Source organism: Amycolatopsis sp. CB00013 (genome assembly GCF_001905755.1).
Classification (GTDB): Bacteria; Actinomycetota; Actinomycetes; order Mycobacteriales; family Pseudonocardiaceae; genus Amycolatopsis; species Amycolatopsis japonica.
Genome location: NZ_LIWC01000002.1, coordinates 31681 through 46986 on the forward strand (window position 1 = coordinate 31681; position 15306 = coordinate 46986).

17 protein-coding genes and 1 pseudogene are annotated in these 15306 nt (G+C 69.8%); 11 read left to right on the top strand and 7 right to left on the bottom strand.

What is annotated here, in order from left to right; translation table 11 throughout:
• The first annotated feature begins 43 nt into the window (after positions 1-43).
• The 6 genes from AMK34_RS09970 (at position 44) to AMK34_RS09995 (ending at position 4519) form a co-directional block, all read left to right on the top strand.
• Positions 44-700, top strand: a complete 657-nt coding sequence (locus AMK34_RS09970) for a lipid droplet-associated protein (RefSeq protein ID WP_073844786.1) — start codon at positions 44-46, stop codon at positions 698-700.
• A complete protein-coding gene (xseA, locus tag AMK34_RS09975; protein ID WP_038508452.1) occupies positions 697-1959 on the top strand; it encodes an exodeoxyribonuclease VII large subunit in 1263 nt (420 codons plus the stop codon). Before AMK34_RS09970 ends, xseA begins: the two co-directional genes overlap by 4 nt.
• Entirely contained in the window at positions 1956-2357 is a 402-nt protein-coding gene (locus AMK34_RS09980) for a hypothetical protein (RefSeq protein ID WP_038508451.1), read from the top strand. The genes xseA and AMK34_RS09980 overlap by 4 nt, the downstream gene beginning before the upstream one ends.
• Entirely contained in the window at positions 2354-2575 is a 222-nt protein-coding gene (locus AMK34_RS09985) for an exodeoxyribonuclease VII small subunit (protein WP_037340891.1), read from the top strand. The genes AMK34_RS09980 and AMK34_RS09985 overlap by 4 nt, the downstream gene beginning before the upstream one ends.
• An 84-nt stretch (positions 2576-2659) precedes the next feature.
• Entirely contained in the window at positions 2660-3730 is a 1071-nt protein-coding gene (gene glpX / locus AMK34_RS09990; RefSeq protein WP_073844788.1) for a class II fructose-bisphosphatase, read from the top strand.
• A gap of 9 nt (positions 3731-3739) precedes the next feature.
• Positions 3740-4519: a S1 family peptidase gene (locus AMK34_RS09995; RefSeq protein WP_038508449.1), complete on the top strand. Its 780-nt coding sequence runs from the start codon at positions 3740-3742 to the stop codon at positions 4517-4519.
• A 61-nt stretch (positions 4520-4580) separates the two neighbouring features.
• Here AMK34_RS09995 and AMK34_RS10000 read toward each other — a convergent pair whose 3' ends face one another.
• Entirely contained in the window at positions 4581-5570 is a 990-nt protein-coding gene (locus AMK34_RS10000) for an NAD(P)/FAD-dependent oxidoreductase (RefSeq protein WP_073844790.1), read from the bottom strand.
• 114 nt (positions 5571-5684) lie between these two features.
• Between AMK34_RS10000 and AMK34_RS10005 the strand changes: the two genes are divergently transcribed.
• Complete coding sequence (locus AMK34_RS10005; protein ID WP_073844792.1) at positions 5685-7082, top strand: class II fumarate hydratase; 1398 nt, start codon at positions 5685-5687, stop codon at positions 7080-7082.
• Here the strand turns inward: AMK34_RS10005 and AMK34_RS10010 are convergent.
• Positions 7079-7660, bottom strand: a complete 582-nt coding sequence (locus AMK34_RS10010; RefSeq protein WP_073844794.1) for a TetR/AcrR family transcriptional regulator — start codon at positions 7658-7660, stop codon at positions 7079-7081. The genes AMK34_RS10005 and AMK34_RS10010 overlap by 4 nt on opposite strands.
• Before the next feature lie 43 nt (positions 7661-7703).
• Here AMK34_RS10010 and AMK34_RS43935 point away from each other — a divergent pair, with 43 nt between their 5' ends.
• Entirely contained in the window at positions 7704-8159 is a 456-nt protein-coding gene (locus tag AMK34_RS43935; protein WP_378412989.1) for an SRPBCC family protein, read from the top strand.
• Here the strand turns inward: AMK34_RS43935 and AMK34_RS10015 are convergent.
• Positions 8157-8987 (bottom strand): annotated as a pseudogene (locus AMK34_RS10015) (DMT family transporter); the annotation flags it as partial. The gene AMK34_RS43935 and the pseudogene AMK34_RS10015 sit on opposite strands and share 3 nt — an antisense overlap.
• A gap of 135 nt (positions 8988-9122) precedes the next feature.
• On the opposite strand from AMK34_RS10015, the gene AMK34_RS10020 reads away from it, so the two are divergent.
• Positions 9123-9965 (top strand): helix-turn-helix domain-containing protein, encoded by an 843-nt coding sequence (locus AMK34_RS10020; RefSeq protein WP_073844796.1) that lies wholly within the window; start codon positions 9123-9125, stop codon positions 9963-9965.
• Between the two features lie 37 nt (positions 9966-10002).
• Complete coding sequence (locus tag AMK34_RS10025; RefSeq protein ID WP_073844798.1) at positions 10003-11514, top strand: ATP-dependent DNA ligase; 1512 nt, start codon at positions 10003-10005, stop codon at positions 11512-11514.
• Positions 11515-11586: 72 nt separating this feature from the next.
• Here the strand turns inward: AMK34_RS10025 and AMK34_RS10030 are convergent, their stop codons facing one another.
• The 3 genes from AMK34_RS10030 to AMK34_RS10040 form a co-directional block, all read right to left on the bottom strand.
• Positions 11587-11964, bottom strand: a complete 378-nt coding sequence (locus AMK34_RS10030) for a hypothetical protein (protein WP_038508432.1) — start codon at positions 11962-11964, stop codon at positions 11587-11589.
• Complete coding sequence (locus tag AMK34_RS10035; protein ID WP_073844800.1) at positions 11961-12302, bottom strand: hypothetical protein; 342 nt, start codon at positions 12300-12302, stop codon at positions 11961-11963. The genes AMK34_RS10030 and AMK34_RS10035 overlap by 4 nt, the downstream gene beginning before the upstream one ends.
• Positions 12303-12482: 180 nt before the next feature.
• Entirely contained in the window at positions 12483-13310 is an 828-nt protein-coding gene (locus AMK34_RS10040) for an NBR1-Ig-like domain-containing protein (protein WP_073844801.1), read from the bottom strand.
• A 117-nt stretch (positions 13311-13427) separates the two neighbouring features.
• Here AMK34_RS10040 and AMK34_RS10045 point away from each other — a divergent pair, with 117 nt between their 5' ends.
• Positions 13428-14129, top strand: coding sequence for a Pr6Pr family membrane protein (locus AMK34_RS10045; protein WP_073844803.1), 702 nt, complete (start codon positions 13428-13430; stop codon positions 14127-14129).
• On the opposite strand, the gene AMK34_RS10050 is transcribed toward AMK34_RS10045, so the two are convergent.
• A complete protein-coding gene (locus AMK34_RS10050) occupies positions 14073-15302 on the bottom strand; it encodes an NADH:flavin oxidoreductase/NADH oxidase family protein (RefSeq protein ID WP_038508421.1) in 1230 nt (409 codons plus the stop codon). The genes AMK34_RS10045 and AMK34_RS10050 overlap by 57 nt on opposite strands.
• Positions 15303-15306: the final 4 nt, after the last annotated feature.

Consider the following 15306-nt stretch of genomic DNA (forward strand, 5'->3'; position numbering starts at 1 on the left):
CGTTCGGTTGGGCAGGATGGGCCGAATACGGCAGGCTAGACGCATGAAGCCTCTCCCGCTCCCCCTCCGGGTCGCCGCGGGCCTCGCCGTCACCACCGCCGAGCGGGTTCGCGAACTTCCCAAGCAGCTCACCGGGCTCCCCGTCACGGTGGTCAGCCAGGTGCTCCAGTTCTCCATGCGCGTCCAGCAGCACGTCACCGAGCTCGCCATCAAGGGCGACGACGCGCTGTCAGGCCTTCGCCCGGTCGAGGACACGCCCAGCTGGGCGACCTTCGACGAAGACCTCCCGCCGGACCTGGGTGAACGCCGGTACGAACGCGACTCGTGCGTCATCCCGCTGAGGGAGGACGCCGAGGTTCCCGAGCCGCGCGCCGAGACCAACGGCCACCTCCACGACCTCGAAGCACTCACCGAAGACCCGTGGGCCGAGGAGGAGCGCGCGCTCGCCGAGGAGCACCCCGACGGCGAGTTCGACAGCGCGAGCGCGCCCGTGACCTCCGGTCCGGCCGGGCTCGACGACTACGACACGCTCACCTTGCCGCAGCTGCGCGCCCGTCTGCGCCGGTTCGACCTCGCTCAGCTGGAAGAGCTGCTGACCTACGAGAAGGCGAACGCCGACAGGGCGTCGTTTGTCGGCATGCTCGCGCGGCGCATCGGGAACGTGAAGAAGGCCGACGGCGACGGCGCGGAAGGCCGGTGAGCGCCGAACCCACCTCAGCGGCCGGCCCGTCCACCACCGCCGAAAACCCGTGGCCGGTCCGCACGGTCGCCCGCAAGGTCGGCGAGTGGATCAACCGGCTCGGCGCGGTCTGGGTCGAGGGTCAGGTCACGCAGATCTCGGCCCGCCAGGGCACCAACACCGCGTTCCTGACCCTGCGCGACCCGTCCGCGGACGTCTCGATGTCGGTGACCTGCCCGATGGGCCTGTTGCGCACGATCGAACCGCCGCTGCGCGAAGGCGCGAGCGTCGTCGTGCACGCGAAGCCGACGTTCTTCATGAACCGCGGTTCGCTGAGCCTGCGCGCCAACGAGATCCGCGCCGTCGGCATCGGCGAGCTGCTCGCGCGGATCGAGCGGCTGCGACGGCTGCTGGCCGCCGAGGGCCTGTTCGCGCCGGAGCGCAAACGCAAGATCCCGTTCCTGCCCAAGGGAATCGGCCTGATCACCGGACGCGCCTCCGCCGCCGAGCGCGACGTCCTGGTGAACGCCCAGGCCCGCTGGCCGCATGTCGCGTTCAAGGTGATCAACACCGCCGTCCAGGGTTCGCTGGCCGTCCCGCAGATCCTCCAGGCACTGTCCAAATTGGACCGTGACCCGGACGTCGACGTCATCGTGATCGCGCGCGGCGGCGGCAGCGTGGAAGACCTGTTGCCGTTCTCCGACGAAGCGCTGTGCCGCGCCGTGTCCGCCGCCGGAACGCCGGTGGTCAGCGCCATCGGGCACGAGCCGGACACCCCGCTGCTCGACCATGTCGCCGACCTCCGCTGCTCGACGCCGACCGACGCCAGCAAGCGGATCGTGCCCGACGTGCGCGAGGAGACCCAGCGCGTCCACCAGATGCGCGACCGCGGCCGCCGCGCCCTGCACGGCTGGGTGGACACGCAGGTCAGGCTGCTGAACCAGATGCGCAGCCGCCCCGTGCTCGCCGATCCACTGGGCCCGATCCAGCGGCGCTCCGACGACGTCGAGATCCATCGCGAACGCGGGCGCCGCGCGATGCTCACGCTGCTCGCGAAGGACCAGGCCGAGATCGCCAGCGCCCGCGCGCGGCTGACCGCGCTCGGCCCGGCGGCGACCCTCGAACGCGGCTACGCCGTGGTGCAGTACACCGATTCCGAAGGCAACCTCCAGGTACTCCGGTCCGTCTCCGAGGTCGTGGACGGCGCGAAACTGCGCGTCCGCGTGGTCGACGGCGCGCTCGGCGCCGTCGTCTCAGGAGAGCCGGAGGAGGGGCGTTGACGGCTAGTTTCCTGCCTTTGACCATCGACGCCGCGAGACGGGCCGACGCCCCCGAGGTCCTGCGCAACGCGCTGCTGACCGACCGCGCGGCCGCCGAGTGCTGGACCGTACTGCTGGCCGGATGCGACTTCGCCATCAAACGGGGTCTCGACGCCCAGCTGCGGAAACTCTCCGAAGCGACGGCCGAGCACGTCGGCACCCGATGGTGGTTCGCGGACGGTTCCGTGCACCGCAAACGGGTCGCGCGGGCGCAGGAGAACCTCGTCGCCGCGATCGCGGAGGGTGACGGCCAGGAGTTCGCTCTCGCCTTCGTGGGTTACGACAACGCCATGGCCGGCGCGGTAGTGTGCGCGGGTATCGGCAAGCACCGACGTCCGGTAGAAGGAAGCACAGCGTGAGCGAGACCGCCGAACTCGGCTACGAGCAGGCCCGCGACAAGCTGGTCGAGGTCGTCCGCGAACTCGAAGCGGGCGGGCTGTCCCTGGAACAGTCGCTCGCCCTGTGGGAGAAGGGCGAGCAGCTGGCGAAGGTCTGCGAGCACCACCTCGAGGGCGCGCGCGAGCGGATCGAGGCCGCGCTGTCGTCCGTCGAGGACGAGGCCGGCGACGGTCAGTGACGTTCACCATGCTCCTGCGCCACCGAACCACCGTGGGTATCTGAGAGACTGGGACCCCGCCGAGTTCCTGACCCGGGAGGCCGCATGCCCACCCCCACCTCGTCCGCCAGCTCTTCGCGACGTCCTGAAGCCCCCGATCGCAACCTCGCGATGGAACTGGTCCGCGTGACCGAAGCCGCCGCGATGGCCGCGGGCCGCTGGGTGGGCCGCGGGGACAAGATCGGCGGGGACGGTGCCGCCGTGGACGCGATGCGCCAACTGGTCTCGACCGTGTCGATGCGCGGTGTCGTCGTCATCGGCGAGGGTGAGAAGGACGAAGCCCCGATGCTGTTCAACGGGGAAGAGGTCGGCAACGGCGACGGACCGGACTGCGACGTCGCGGTCGACCCGGTCGACGGGACGACCCTGATGGCCAAGGGCATGCCGAACGCGCTGGCCGTGCTCGCGGTCGCCGAACGCGGCGCGATGTTCGACCCGTCCGCGGTGTTCTACATGGAGAAACTCGCCGTCGGCCCGGACGCCGCGGGCAAGGTCGACCTGGCCGCCCCGATCGCGGAGAACATCCGCCGGGTCGCGAAGGCCAAGAACTCCAGCGTCTCCGACGTCACCGTGTGCATCCTCGACCGGCCGCGCCACGAGCAGCTGATCAAGGAGGTCCGTGAGGCGGGCGCCCGGATCCGGTTCATCTCCGACGGCGACGTCGCGGGCGCGATCGCCGCGGCCCGGCCGAGCACCGGCGTCGACATGCTGCTCGGCATCGGCGGCACCCCCGAAGGCATCATCGCGGCCTGCGCGATGAAGTGCCTCGGCGGCGAACTGCAGGGCCGGCTGTGGCCGAAGGACGACGCGGAGCGCGAGAAGGCGCTGGCCGCGGGCCACGACCTCGACCGCGTGCTCGGCAACGACGACCTCGTCCGCGGCGACAACGTGTTCTTCTGCGCCACCGGCGTCACCGACGGCGACCTGCTGCGCGGCGTGCACTACCGCGCGGGCGGCGCCACGACCCAGTCGATCGTGATGCGGTCGAAGTCCGGCACGGTCCGGATGATCGACGGCTACCACCGGCTGACCAAGCTCCGCTCGTACTCGTCCGTCAACTTCGACGGCCACCTCGACGACACTCTGGAAGCCGACGTCGTTCCCCCGCTCCCCTAAGGAGAAACCGTGCTCAAGCGCGTGCTCGTGGTCCTGCTCGCGGCGATGGTCCTCACGCCGGTCGGGCAAGCCACGGGCGCGGGCGACCTCGTCGGCGGCAGAGAGGCCGACGAGCCCTACCCGTTCATCGTTTCGCTGCATTCGGCCTCCGGCAAGGCTTTCTGCGCCGGGACGCTGATCGCGGCGGACTGGCTCGTGACCGCGGGACACTGCGTCGAGGGCAAGAACGCGGCGAATCTGGGCGCGCGGATCGGCAGCAACGACAACACCCAAGGCGGCGAGATCGCGAAACTCGCCGAGATCGTGGTGAATCCGTCCTACAACCCCGAACCCGAGCACGCGGGCGGCGATCTCGCGCTGGTGCGGCTGGCCGCCCCGGTGAAGACGGCGCCGATCGCGATCGGGGCCGTCGTGGCGCCCGGGACGGCGACACGGCTGCTCGGCTGGGGCCAGACATGCCCGACTTCGGGCTGCGGCAAGGGTCCGGCGAAGCTGCAGCAACTGGACACGAAGATCGTCGAAGGCACGCGATGCACCGCCAAGTTCGACGGGGCGGTCGAACTGTGCACCGACAACCCCGGCGGGAACACGGGTTCGTGCTACGGCGATTCCGGTGGCCCGGAGATCGCCAAGGTCGACGAGAAGTGGGTGCTGCTGGGCACGATCAGCCGCCCAGGCAACGCGGATCCGGTGTGCGCGACCTCGCCGTCGATCGCGACCTCGGTGGTGGCGTACGCGCAGTGGATCGCGGAGAAGATCACGCCGCCTACGCCCGCTCCGCCCGCTTGACGTGCAATGAAAGGACCTTTCCTTGCAAATTTCGCAAGGAAAGGTCTTTTCCTTGCACGCGCTACTCGGCGTTGCTGGAGTGACCGGGGAACAGATGCGCCTCCGGATTCAAAGCGACCGCGATGTTGTTCACCGCCGTCGCCGCTTCCCCGAACCCGGTCGCGATCAGCTTCACCTTCCCCGGGTACGCCGCGACGTCGCCCGCCGCGTACACCCGCTCCCGCGGGGTCGCCATGGTCGAGTCGACGGCGATAGCGCGGTGGTCGATCTGGAGTCCCCAGCTTTCGATCGGCCCGAGATCCGCGGTGAACCCGAGCGCGGCGACCACCGTGTCCGCGCGCAGCACCTCGGGCTCGGCGCCCTTGAGCCGGATCTCGACCTCGGCCAGCGTGCCGTCGCGATCGAGGAACCGGGTGACTTCGGCGTCGGTGACGATCCGCACGCCGAGTTCGCGCGCCTGCCGCACGATCGACTCGGCCGCGCGGAACTTCGCGCGGCGGTGCACGAGAGTGACGCTCGCGGCGACCGGATGCAGCGCGAGCACCCAGTCGAACGCCGAGTCCCCGCCGCCGACGACGACCACGTGCTGCCCTTCGTGCGCCTTCAACGACGGCACGAAATGGACCATGCCGCGGCCGAGCCAGCCGTCGCCCGCGGGCAGCGGCCTCGGCGTGAACTCGCCGATTCCGGCGGTGATCAGCACCGCGCCGGCGCGCAGGACCTGCCCGCCGTCGAGGGTGATGGTGACGCCGCCTTCGACGCTTTCGAGTTTCTCGGCCTTGCGTCCGAGCAGGTACACGGGTTTGAACGGCGCCGCCTGGTCGAGCAGGCCCCGGACCAGATCGCGGCCGCGGACCTCGGCGAACCCGCCGACGTCGTAGATCATCTTTTCGGGGTACATCGCGGTGACCTGACCGCCCGCTTCCGGCAGTGAATCCACGACGGCCATCGAAAGGCCGCGGAATCCCGCGTAGTAGGCGGCGAAAAGACCCGTCGGACCCGCCCCGATGATGACGAGGTCGTACGACGTTTCCCCAGCGGACTCGCTCATTCGGCACTCTCCCGGCCGGTGGTGGGCGGCGTGATCGAGAACACAATTCGATCCTAGCCCTCGCGTGCCGAAAGACACGGAGCGCGCCGGGAGACGCTGCGCGAGACTTGGGGTATGGCTGAACAGGAATACCGGATCGAACACGACACCATGGGCGAGGTGCGCGTCCCCGTCGACGCCCTCTACCGCGCGCAGACGCAGCGCGCCGTCGAGAACTTCCCGATCTCCGGCCGTGGCCTGGAGCGCGCCCAGATCCGCGCGCTCGGCCTGCTGAAGGCCGCCGCGGCGCGGGTCAACGCGCGGCTCGGCGTGCTGGACGCCGAGGTCGCCGAGGCCATCGCGAAGGCCGCGGACGAGGTCGCCGAGGGCGAGCACGACGCGCACTTCCCGATCGACGTGTTCCAGACCGGTTCCGGGACTTCGTCGAACATGAACGCCAACGAGGTCATCGCGACGCTGGCGTCGAAGGCGCTGGGCCGCGACGTGCACCCGAACGACCACGTCAACGCTTCGCAGTCGTCGAACGACACCTTCCCGACGACGATCCACGTCGCCGCGACGGAAGCAGTGCTCTCCGATGTGATCCCTGCTCTGGAGTACCTGGCCGCCGCCATCGAGACGCGCGCAGGCGAATGGGCGGACATCGTGAAGTCCGGCCGCACGCACCTGATGGACGCCGTGCCGATCACCTTCGGCCAGGAAGCGGGCGCCTGGGCGTCGCAGGTCCGGTTCGGGGTCGAACGGCTGAAGTCGGGCCTGCCACGGCTCGGCGAACTGCCGATCGGCGGGACCGCGGTCGGCTCCGGGCTGAACGCGCCCGAGGGCTTCGGCTCGGCGGTCTCGCAGGAGCTGGCATCGGTGACCGGCCTTCCGCTGACCGAGGCGCGCGACCACTTCGAGGCGCAGGCGACGCAGGACAGCGTCGTCGAGACGTCCGGGCATCTGCGCACGGTCGCGGTGTCGCTGAACAAGATCGCGAACGACCTCCGTTGGCTGGGGTCCGGCCCGCGCACCGGGCTCGCCGAACTGGCGCTGCCGGATCTGCAGCCGGGTTCGTCGATCATGCCGGGCAAGGTGAACCCGGTGATCCCGGAGGCGACGCTGCAGGTGGTCGCCCAGGTGATCGGGAACGACGCGGCGGTCGCGTTCGCGGGCGCGGCGGGCAACTTCCAGCTCAACGTGAACCTGCCGGTGATCGCGCGCAACGTGCTCGAATCGGCGCGGCTGCTCGCCGCGGTCTCGCGGCTGCTGGCGGACAAGGTGTTCGCGGGCGTGACCGTGAACACCGACCGCGCGCGCGAGTACGCCGAGGGTTCGCCGTCGATCGTCACGCCGCTGAACAAGTACATCGGCTACGAAGAGGCCGCCGCGATCGCGAAGCAGGCGCTCAAGGAGCTGAAGACGATCCGCGAGGTCGTGATCGAACGCGGGCACCTCGCGAACGGCAAGCTCACCGAAGCGCAACTGGACGAGGCTCTCGACGTCCTCCGTATGGCGCGCGGAGGCCGCTAAGCGCCGAGAGCGACCACAGCCGCGTGAAGCGGTGAGGCGAGCGAAGCCGCCAGCCCACCCGAAGGCGGTGTCTCGGTGAACAGGTGCAGCCAGGTCAACACCGGACCGAGCAGGATCGCGTGCACGAGAGCCGGATCGGGCCGTCGTGGGAGTTCCCCTCTCGCGACGGCCCGATCCAGCATCTGGACCAGATAGCCGCGTTCGCGGCCGAGGAAGACCTCGCCGAACCGGGCCTCCAGCGCCGGATCCGCCCGGACGTCGGCGAGCAGCGACGGCAACGCCTGCCGCAGTTCCACACCGTCCAAAGAGGACTGGATCACTTCGAGGACCGCCGCCACGTCGCCCCGCAGCGAGCCGGTGTCCGACGGCGGTTCGAGCTCGACCGGATGGATCACCGCGGCGAACACGAGCTCCGCCTTCGACCGCCATCGCCGGTACACCGCGGCCTTGCCGACGCCCGCGCGCGCCGCGACCGCGTCGATCGTGCAGCGCTGGTAACCGGTTTCGATCAGCAACGCCCGCACGGCCTCGCGGACCGCGTCGTCGATTCCTTCTTCCCTCGGCCTGCCTCTCGCCATGACCGCAGTTTACGAGACTGACAGTTCCATATATCGTCCGGGTATGACCTGGACGAGAATCTCGCGCGAAATCCTTCCCTGTCCGCCGTCTGCGCTCTGGCCCTCGCTGGCCGACTTCGGCCGTTGGCCCGATTGGGATCCCGACCTCAGCGCCGCCGAACTGCACGGCCCCGCCGCGACGGGGACGACCGGTTTCCTCGTCCCGAACGGCTTTCGCGGCCGCGTGCACTCACGGGTCGCCGAGCCGTTCACGATCACGTCCCTGATCCAGGACCGCGAGATCGCCCTTCGCCAGCCGATTCCCTTCGGTGCCATGGATCTCGTGCTGCGGCTGACCGCCGTCGACGGCGGGACGGAGTTCGTCCAGGAGATCACCCTCGGCGGGCCGATGCGCGCGGTCATGGTCGCGGTCATCGGCGGCGACGTCGTGAAGCATTTCGACGTCAAGTGCGCCAGGCTCGTCGAGCTTGCGACGGCGCAGGCCGATCACGACGCCTGACGAAACGAGCACCACTCCGATTACTTGCGAGAAGCGGAAGTCCTGCATTCCCAGCAGGAGCGAAACGGCGAGCCCGGAGACCGGCATCAACCCGACCAGCACCCCGGCCCGGTCCGCGCCGAGTACGGAAACCGCCGAGTACCAAAGAAGAAAAGCGATCGCGGTGACGACGACCGTCAGGTAGCCGAGCGCGATCAGTTCACGCCCGTCCGGCCACGCCCAGGCGCCGGACGGGTCGATGATCGTCCCGACGACCGCGCCGCCGGCTCCCGCGGCGAAGCACCCCCAGGTCGCGGTCGCCAACGGCCCGAGCCTTTCGAGCACGCCGACGGCAAGCAGCGTGAAGAGTGCTTCGCACACCATGGCCAGCGCGGCGAGCACCAGCCCTTGCCAGCGCGCCGCACCGCCGCCGGAGAGCACGGCGATCCCGAGCCCGGCGAGTACCGCCCCGGTCACCGGCGCCCACGACGGTCGCTTCCCCTTCGCCAGCGGACCGGCGAGCGCGAGCACGAGCGGTGTGCCGCCGAGGAAGGCGGCGACGAGACCGGGTTCGGCGTAGCGCTGCGCGAACAGCAGGCACGCCTGGAACCCGATCATCCCGGTCGCCGCGAGGGCGATCAGCGATGGCAGGTCGCGCGCGCCCGGCAACGGCAACGGGCGTCCGCTCAGCCGTGCCCACGCCAGCAGGAGCACTCCCGCCAGCGCGTAGCGCAGCGCCTGTCCGGTGATGACGGGGTAGCCGTCGAGCATTCCCGTCACCGGCACGGACGCGCCGACGATCAGCACCCCCAGTACGCCGATCGTCACGGCTCTTCTGTCGTTGTCCATGGCTTTCACGATGGCGACTCTTTGGCCCAAACCCGAAGGTCCAAATCGACGCCATCGCACTGGACCAAAAGTCGGGCCCAGCCTGGGTCTGCCAGGGCCAGGCACCCACCCCACGAGACCGGGATACTCGAAGACATGACCGAGACGGCCGGACTGGGCGAATTCCTCAAGGCACGCAGGGCCGCGCTGGACCCGGCGGACCTCGGCCTGCCGACGGGGTTCAACCAGCGGCGGGTGGCGGGGCTGCGGCGTGAGGAGCTGGCGCAGCTGGCCGGGATCAGCGTCGACTACTACACGCGCCTGGAGCAGGGCCGGGCGCGCAACGTGTCCGATTCCGTCCTCGATTCGCTGAGCCGCGCGCTGCGGCTGCACCGCGACGAAGACACCTACCTGCGCAATCTGGCCACCCCGAAACGCAAACGCATCGCGCGGCCACGGGCACAGCGGCTCCGGCCGGAACTGCAGACGATGCTGAACGCCCTCCAATCCCCCGCGCTCGTCTACGGCCGCTACGGCGACGTGCTGGCCTGGAACCCGCTCGGCGCCGCTCTGTCCTTCGATTTCGCTTCGCGGCCGGCGGGCGAGCGCAACATCCCGAAGATGTTCTTCCTCGACGAGTACGCCCGCGAGCTGCATCCCGAGTGGGAAACCGTGGCGAAGGAGATCGTCGCGAACCTGCGCTCCGAGAGCGGGCGGTATCCGGACGACCCGTATCTCGCCCAGCTGGTCGGTGAGCTCTCCCTCGGCAGCGAGGACTTCCGGAAGCTGTGGGCGAAGCAGACCGTGCGCGAGAAGGCGCACGCGTGGAAAGTGATGATCAACCCGATCGTGGGTGAGCTGCGGCTGCGTTACGAGACGCTGCGCCTGCCCGACGATCCCGACCAGGCCCTGGTGATCTACACCGCCGAGCCCGGCTCCGACAGCGAACGCGCGCTGCGCCTGCTCGCCAGCTGGGTCGCCGATCCCGCGCACGCTTGAAGGCGAAACTGTCGGTGTCCGGGTCCATGATGGATCCATGTTGCTCACCGAGGTGGTCACCGCGTCGGCCGAAATCGCCGCCACGAGGTCCAGGAAGGCGAAGATCGCCACCCTGGCCGCGGTGCTGCGCGCCGCGGGCGAGCTGGAGCTTCCCGCGGTCATCGCGTTCCTCACCGGGCAGCTGCCCCAGGGCCGCATCGGCACCGGTTGGCGGACGCTGGCCGCCGTGGACGCGGCCCCGGCCGCCGAGCCGTCGTTGACCGTGTCCGAGGTCGACACGGCCTTCGACACGGTGGGAGCGGTGTCGGGTTCGGGGTCGGTGAAGCTGCGCGCGGAGACACTGCGGACCTTGCTCGTCAAGATGACCAAGGAGGAGCAGGAGTTCCTGTTCCGGCTGATCAGCGGCGAGCTCCGGCAGGGCGCCCTCGAAGGGATCATGGTGGACGCCATCGCGGCGGCGTCCGAGATCCCGGTCGAGGACGTCCGGCGGGCGTTCATGCTGTCCGGACAGCTCCCGGTGACGGGCCTGGCCGCGATGACGGGCGGCCGCGAGCGGCTGGCGGAGTTCAAACTGGCGCTGGGCAGGCCGATCCGGCCGATGCTGGCCTCCCCGGCGGAGTCGCTCGACGAGGCGATCACCGAACATGCCGAGGCGCTCGTCGAGTACAAGATGGACGGCGCGCGGATCCAGGTCCACCGCGAAGGCGACGAGGTGCACATCTACACGCGGACGCTGCGCGAGATCACCGGCACCGTCGAAGAGCTGGTGGATCTGGTGCGTTCCCTGCCGTGCACGTCGGTGGTGCTCGACGGCGAGACCCTGGCCCTGACCGACGACGGCAGGCCCAGGCCGTTCCAGCAGACGCTGAGCAGGTTCGGCAGCAGCCGCGAGGAGCAGGTCAAGGCGCTGTTGCTGCGGCCGTACTTCTTCGACTGCCTGCACCTCGACGGCGTCGACCTGCTGGACGCGCCGCTCTCCGAACGGAACGCCGCCCTGCGCCGCGTCGCGGGCGAGCACGTCATCCCGGGCGAGGTCAGCCCCGCCTCGGCGGAGGGAGTGCTGGAAGCGGCGATGGCCGCCGGGCACGAAGGCGTGATGGTCAAGGACCTCACTTCGCCGTACGCGGCGGGGCGCCGGGGCCGCGCTTGGCTCAAGGTGAAACCGGTGCACACGATCGACCTGATCGTGCTCGCCGCCGAATGGGGGCACGGCAGGCGCACCGGCACGCTGTCGAATCTGCATCTCGGCGCCCGCGACCCCGACGGCGGCCCGCCGATCATGGTCGGCAAGACGTTCAAGGGTATGACCGACGAGCTGCTGGCCTGGCAGACGAAGACGTTCCAGGAGATCGAGACCCACCGCACGGACTGGGCGGTCCACGTGCGGCCGGAGCTCGTCGTCGAAATCGAACTCGACGCGGCTCAGGTGAGCACGCGGTATCCGGGCGGGCTGGCGCTGCGCTTCGCGCGCGTCGTGCGCTACCGGCCGGACAAGGAGGCCGCGGACGCCGACACCATCGACACCGTGCGCGGCCTCCTCAAGCCCTGACCCCTCCCCGCATTTCGTCCTCTGAATGCGATCCTTGCGCGTGCAACGACCGCATCCAGAGGACGAAACGCGTCAGTAGCAGCGATCCGAGGAGATCTTGTAGGTGTAGTTGTTCGAAAGGTTGGAAGTCACCTCGAAGCGGATCTTGTGATAGACCGGCGGCTCCCCGAGCACGCCGTGCTTGACGGTGCGCTCCTTGCCCGGCGCGATGGCCCCGCTCCAGAGGCCCTTGTCGAAGGTGTCGTCGATGATCTGGACGAGCATTCCCCGGTAGTCGTGGTTGTGCACGGTGATGTCGATGCTCTGCCCCGCGCTCACCTCGACGACCTTCGTCTTCCCGCCCATCAGCGGTCCGCCCTCACAGACCTTCGACGCCGCCGAAGCGGACGGTGCCATCAGCAGGGTGCCGGCCAGCGCGACCGGGACGACGGCGAGCAGTTTCTTCTTCATCGGTTCCCCACAACGGTCTTGACGACATTGGACTGGACGGCCAGGTCGAGGCCGATCTTCATGTTTCCCCCGCAGTAAGCCTTCTCGCCGTTCTTGAAATGCACCGTCAGATCCCCGGCGCATTCGAACACCTTGACGTCCCAAGTGCGCGTGCCCGGCTTGAGGCAGATCGCGTCCTTCCCGGCCCGGCGCATCCAGCCGTGATAGCCGGATTCGCAGGTGATGATCGGATCACTGCCCGAAGCGGGCGCCGGAGCCGCTTGTGCGGCGGTGACCGGCAGGAGCGCCATGGTGAGCGCGGCCCCGGCCAATGCGGCGACCTTGACGTACGGACGCATGGATTCCCTTTCCGCAAATAATGTGAGAGTGTTTCGGAAAATCCCCGTCCGGAATTCCCGGACGCCGATGACGTTAAAGGCCGCCGAAGCCACTCCGGAAGCGATTCACGACCGCGGAATGGCCATGGCCGAACGAACAATGTCCGCGCAGGTCAGCGCTTTGGCCATCGGCCCGGAAAGTCAAATGACGCGAACCGAGAAGAACACGGCGCGGGTGTTCGGCAGCAGGATGTGGCCCTGTTCGTCGGCCATCTTCCAGTACACCTGGCAATGCCCGGGGCGGTCGGGCGCGCGCACCTCGACGGAGACGCGGACATGCTCGCCGGGGGCGGTCTGCGGGACGGGGACGCGCTCGGGTGTGGCGCATTCGCCCGGATTCCCGAACGATCCGGCGCGGACCAGATAGCGGCCGACCCATCCGACCGTTCCCGCGTTGCGGAACTCCCAGGTCTTCACGAAGACCGATCCGGCCGCGACCTCGCTGCCGTCGGGCACGGTCACGTCGGCGACGAATTCGGACGCGTCACCGGACGGCGCGGCGGGCTCGGAACCGAACGGGGCGGCGAAGACGAACACCAGCGCCGCGACGAGCACGAGCGCCACGGCACCGGCGAGGACGAACGCCGTCCGCCGTGACCGCTCCGGCGTGGGCTCGGGCACGGGTTCCGGCACGGCGCCGGCAGTCAGCGCGTCCCGCGCGCGTTCCCACTCGCCGCGCCATTCGTGGCGGACCTCGTCCTCGTCGCCGCCGAGCACGCCGACGGCCAGCACGCGAACGAACTCCCAAGACGTCTCCCAGCTGGGCAGCCGCTCCCCGCGGGCCGCGGCCGAAAGCGCCGATTTCGACGCGAGCGCGCCGTACTCGTCACGCATCCGGTCGTAGGAAGGGTCACCGGCGGCCCGTTTCAGTTCCCACAGCCGTCGCGCGAACCCGGCGACGGGTCCGCTGTCCTCCGCCGGACCCCGCGCGACCCGGCCGCGGCGTCCGGGCCTCCGCTCGACGTCCATCGATTCCCACGATATGACCCGGTGGGCGGGAAGACCCGGCGGCGTCCCGCCCCCGATCGAGTGGCGGCGTGCGGTGGTGACGGGACGTCGCCACCCGATCACCCATAAAGTGGGCGAATGCAGGCTTCCAAGATCGCGCGTGCCTGGTTCGGCCTGACGGCACTGGTGGTGATCGCCGGTCTCGCCGCGCAGATCCCGGTCTCCGCGGGCACCACCGGCGGCACCTTCCACACCCCGGCCGGCCGGGTGGCCAACCTGCTCGCGTTCTTCACCATCGACTCGAACATCCTGGTCGGCGTCGGCAGCCTGCTGCTCGCGCTCGGTGTCGCGGGCCGGTCGACGTTGTTCGGCGTACTGCGGCTCACCGGGTTGGTCGGCATCACCGTGACCGGTGTCGTCTTCCAGGTCGCGCTCGCCGATCTCTACGAACTGCACGGCTGGGCGGTGTTCGCCGACACGATGCTGCACAAGGTGTCGCCGTTGATGTGCGTCGCGGGCTGGCTGCTGTTCGGGCCGCGCGGCCAGCTGTCGTGGCGGGTCCTGTGGTGGTCGCTGCTGTACCCGCTGGCCTGGCTCGCCGTCACGCTGGTGCGCGGCGCCATCATCGGGTTCTACCCGTACCCGTTCGTCGACCCGGGCATCAACGGCTACGGCGGTGTCGCGTTCAACTGTGTGCTGATCGGTGTGCTGTTCATCGGTCTCGCGGCGGCCGCGGTCGGCTTCGACCGCACCTTCAGCCGTCGAGACGAAGTTGACGACTACTTAGCCCCGGACCCGGCGGAAAGCGTTGAGCGGATCCGCGACGCCGGCACGTACTAGCGTCCGCACCGCCCCGAGCCGCCGGTCCACCGGTTTCCCGGCGGCCACCCGGTGCATCTGCTGGGTGTGCCACTGGATCTCGAGCAGGCTGTCGGCCAGCCGGATGCCGGTCTTCGGCGCCGTGCGCTGGGCACGGACTTCCTCGCCACCGAGCAGCCGTCCGGGCAGCGCCGGGTCGACGATCAGCGGCCTGCCGAGGCCGATGACGTCCAGCGCCCCGGAACGCAGCGCCTCCGCCATGCCCTCCGGGCTGGTGAAGCCGCCGGTGACCATCAGCGCGACGTCGGTGACCTGCCGCGCCTTCGCGGCGTAGTCGAGGAAGTAGGCCTCGCGGCTGAGGGTGCTCGCCTTGGCCGAGCCCATCATGGCGGCCTTCTCGTAGGTCCCGCCGGAGACTTCCAGCAGGTCGATGCCCGCTTCACCCAGTTCGCGGACGACTTCGAGCGAGTCCTCCTCGCTGAAACCGCCACGCTGGAAGTCCGCGCTGTTGAGCTTGACCGCGATCGGCACGGCGTCGCCGACCTCGGCACGCACCCGGGCGACGACTTCGAGCAGGAAGCGGCGCCGCCGGAGCGCGTCGCCGCCCCAGCCGTCGGTGCGCTGGTTGGTCAGCGGGGAAAGGAACTGCGACACGAGGTAGCCGTGCGCGCCGTGGATCTGGACACCGGCGAACCCGGCGTCGACGACGGTCCGCGCGGCCACCCCGAACCGATCGATGATCGCCTCGATCTCGGCGACGGTGAGCGCGCGCGGCGTCGCGAAGACCGAACGGATGCCACGGTCGCCGAACGGCACCGCCGACGGCGCGACCGGCTGACGGGACAGGAAACGTGGACTCTGCCTGCCAGGGTGGTTGAGCTGGGCCCACAACCGGGTCTCGGTCCCGTCGACCGACCGCGCCCACGGCTTGAACTCGGTCGCGTCCGGCTCCCGCGGCACCGCGACGTTGCGCGGTTCGCCGAGCGCGGTCGGATCGACCATGACGTTGCCGGTGATCAGCGTCCCGGCGCCGCCACGGGACCACGTCCGGTACAGCTCGGCCAGTTCGGCCGTCGGCCGGTTGCGGCGGTCGCCGAGCTGCTCGCTGAGCGCGGCCTTGGCCAGCCGGTTCGGCAGGGTCGCGCCGCATCGCAGTTTCAGCGGTTCGGCCAGCAGTTCCTTGGGCTCGCTCATCGCG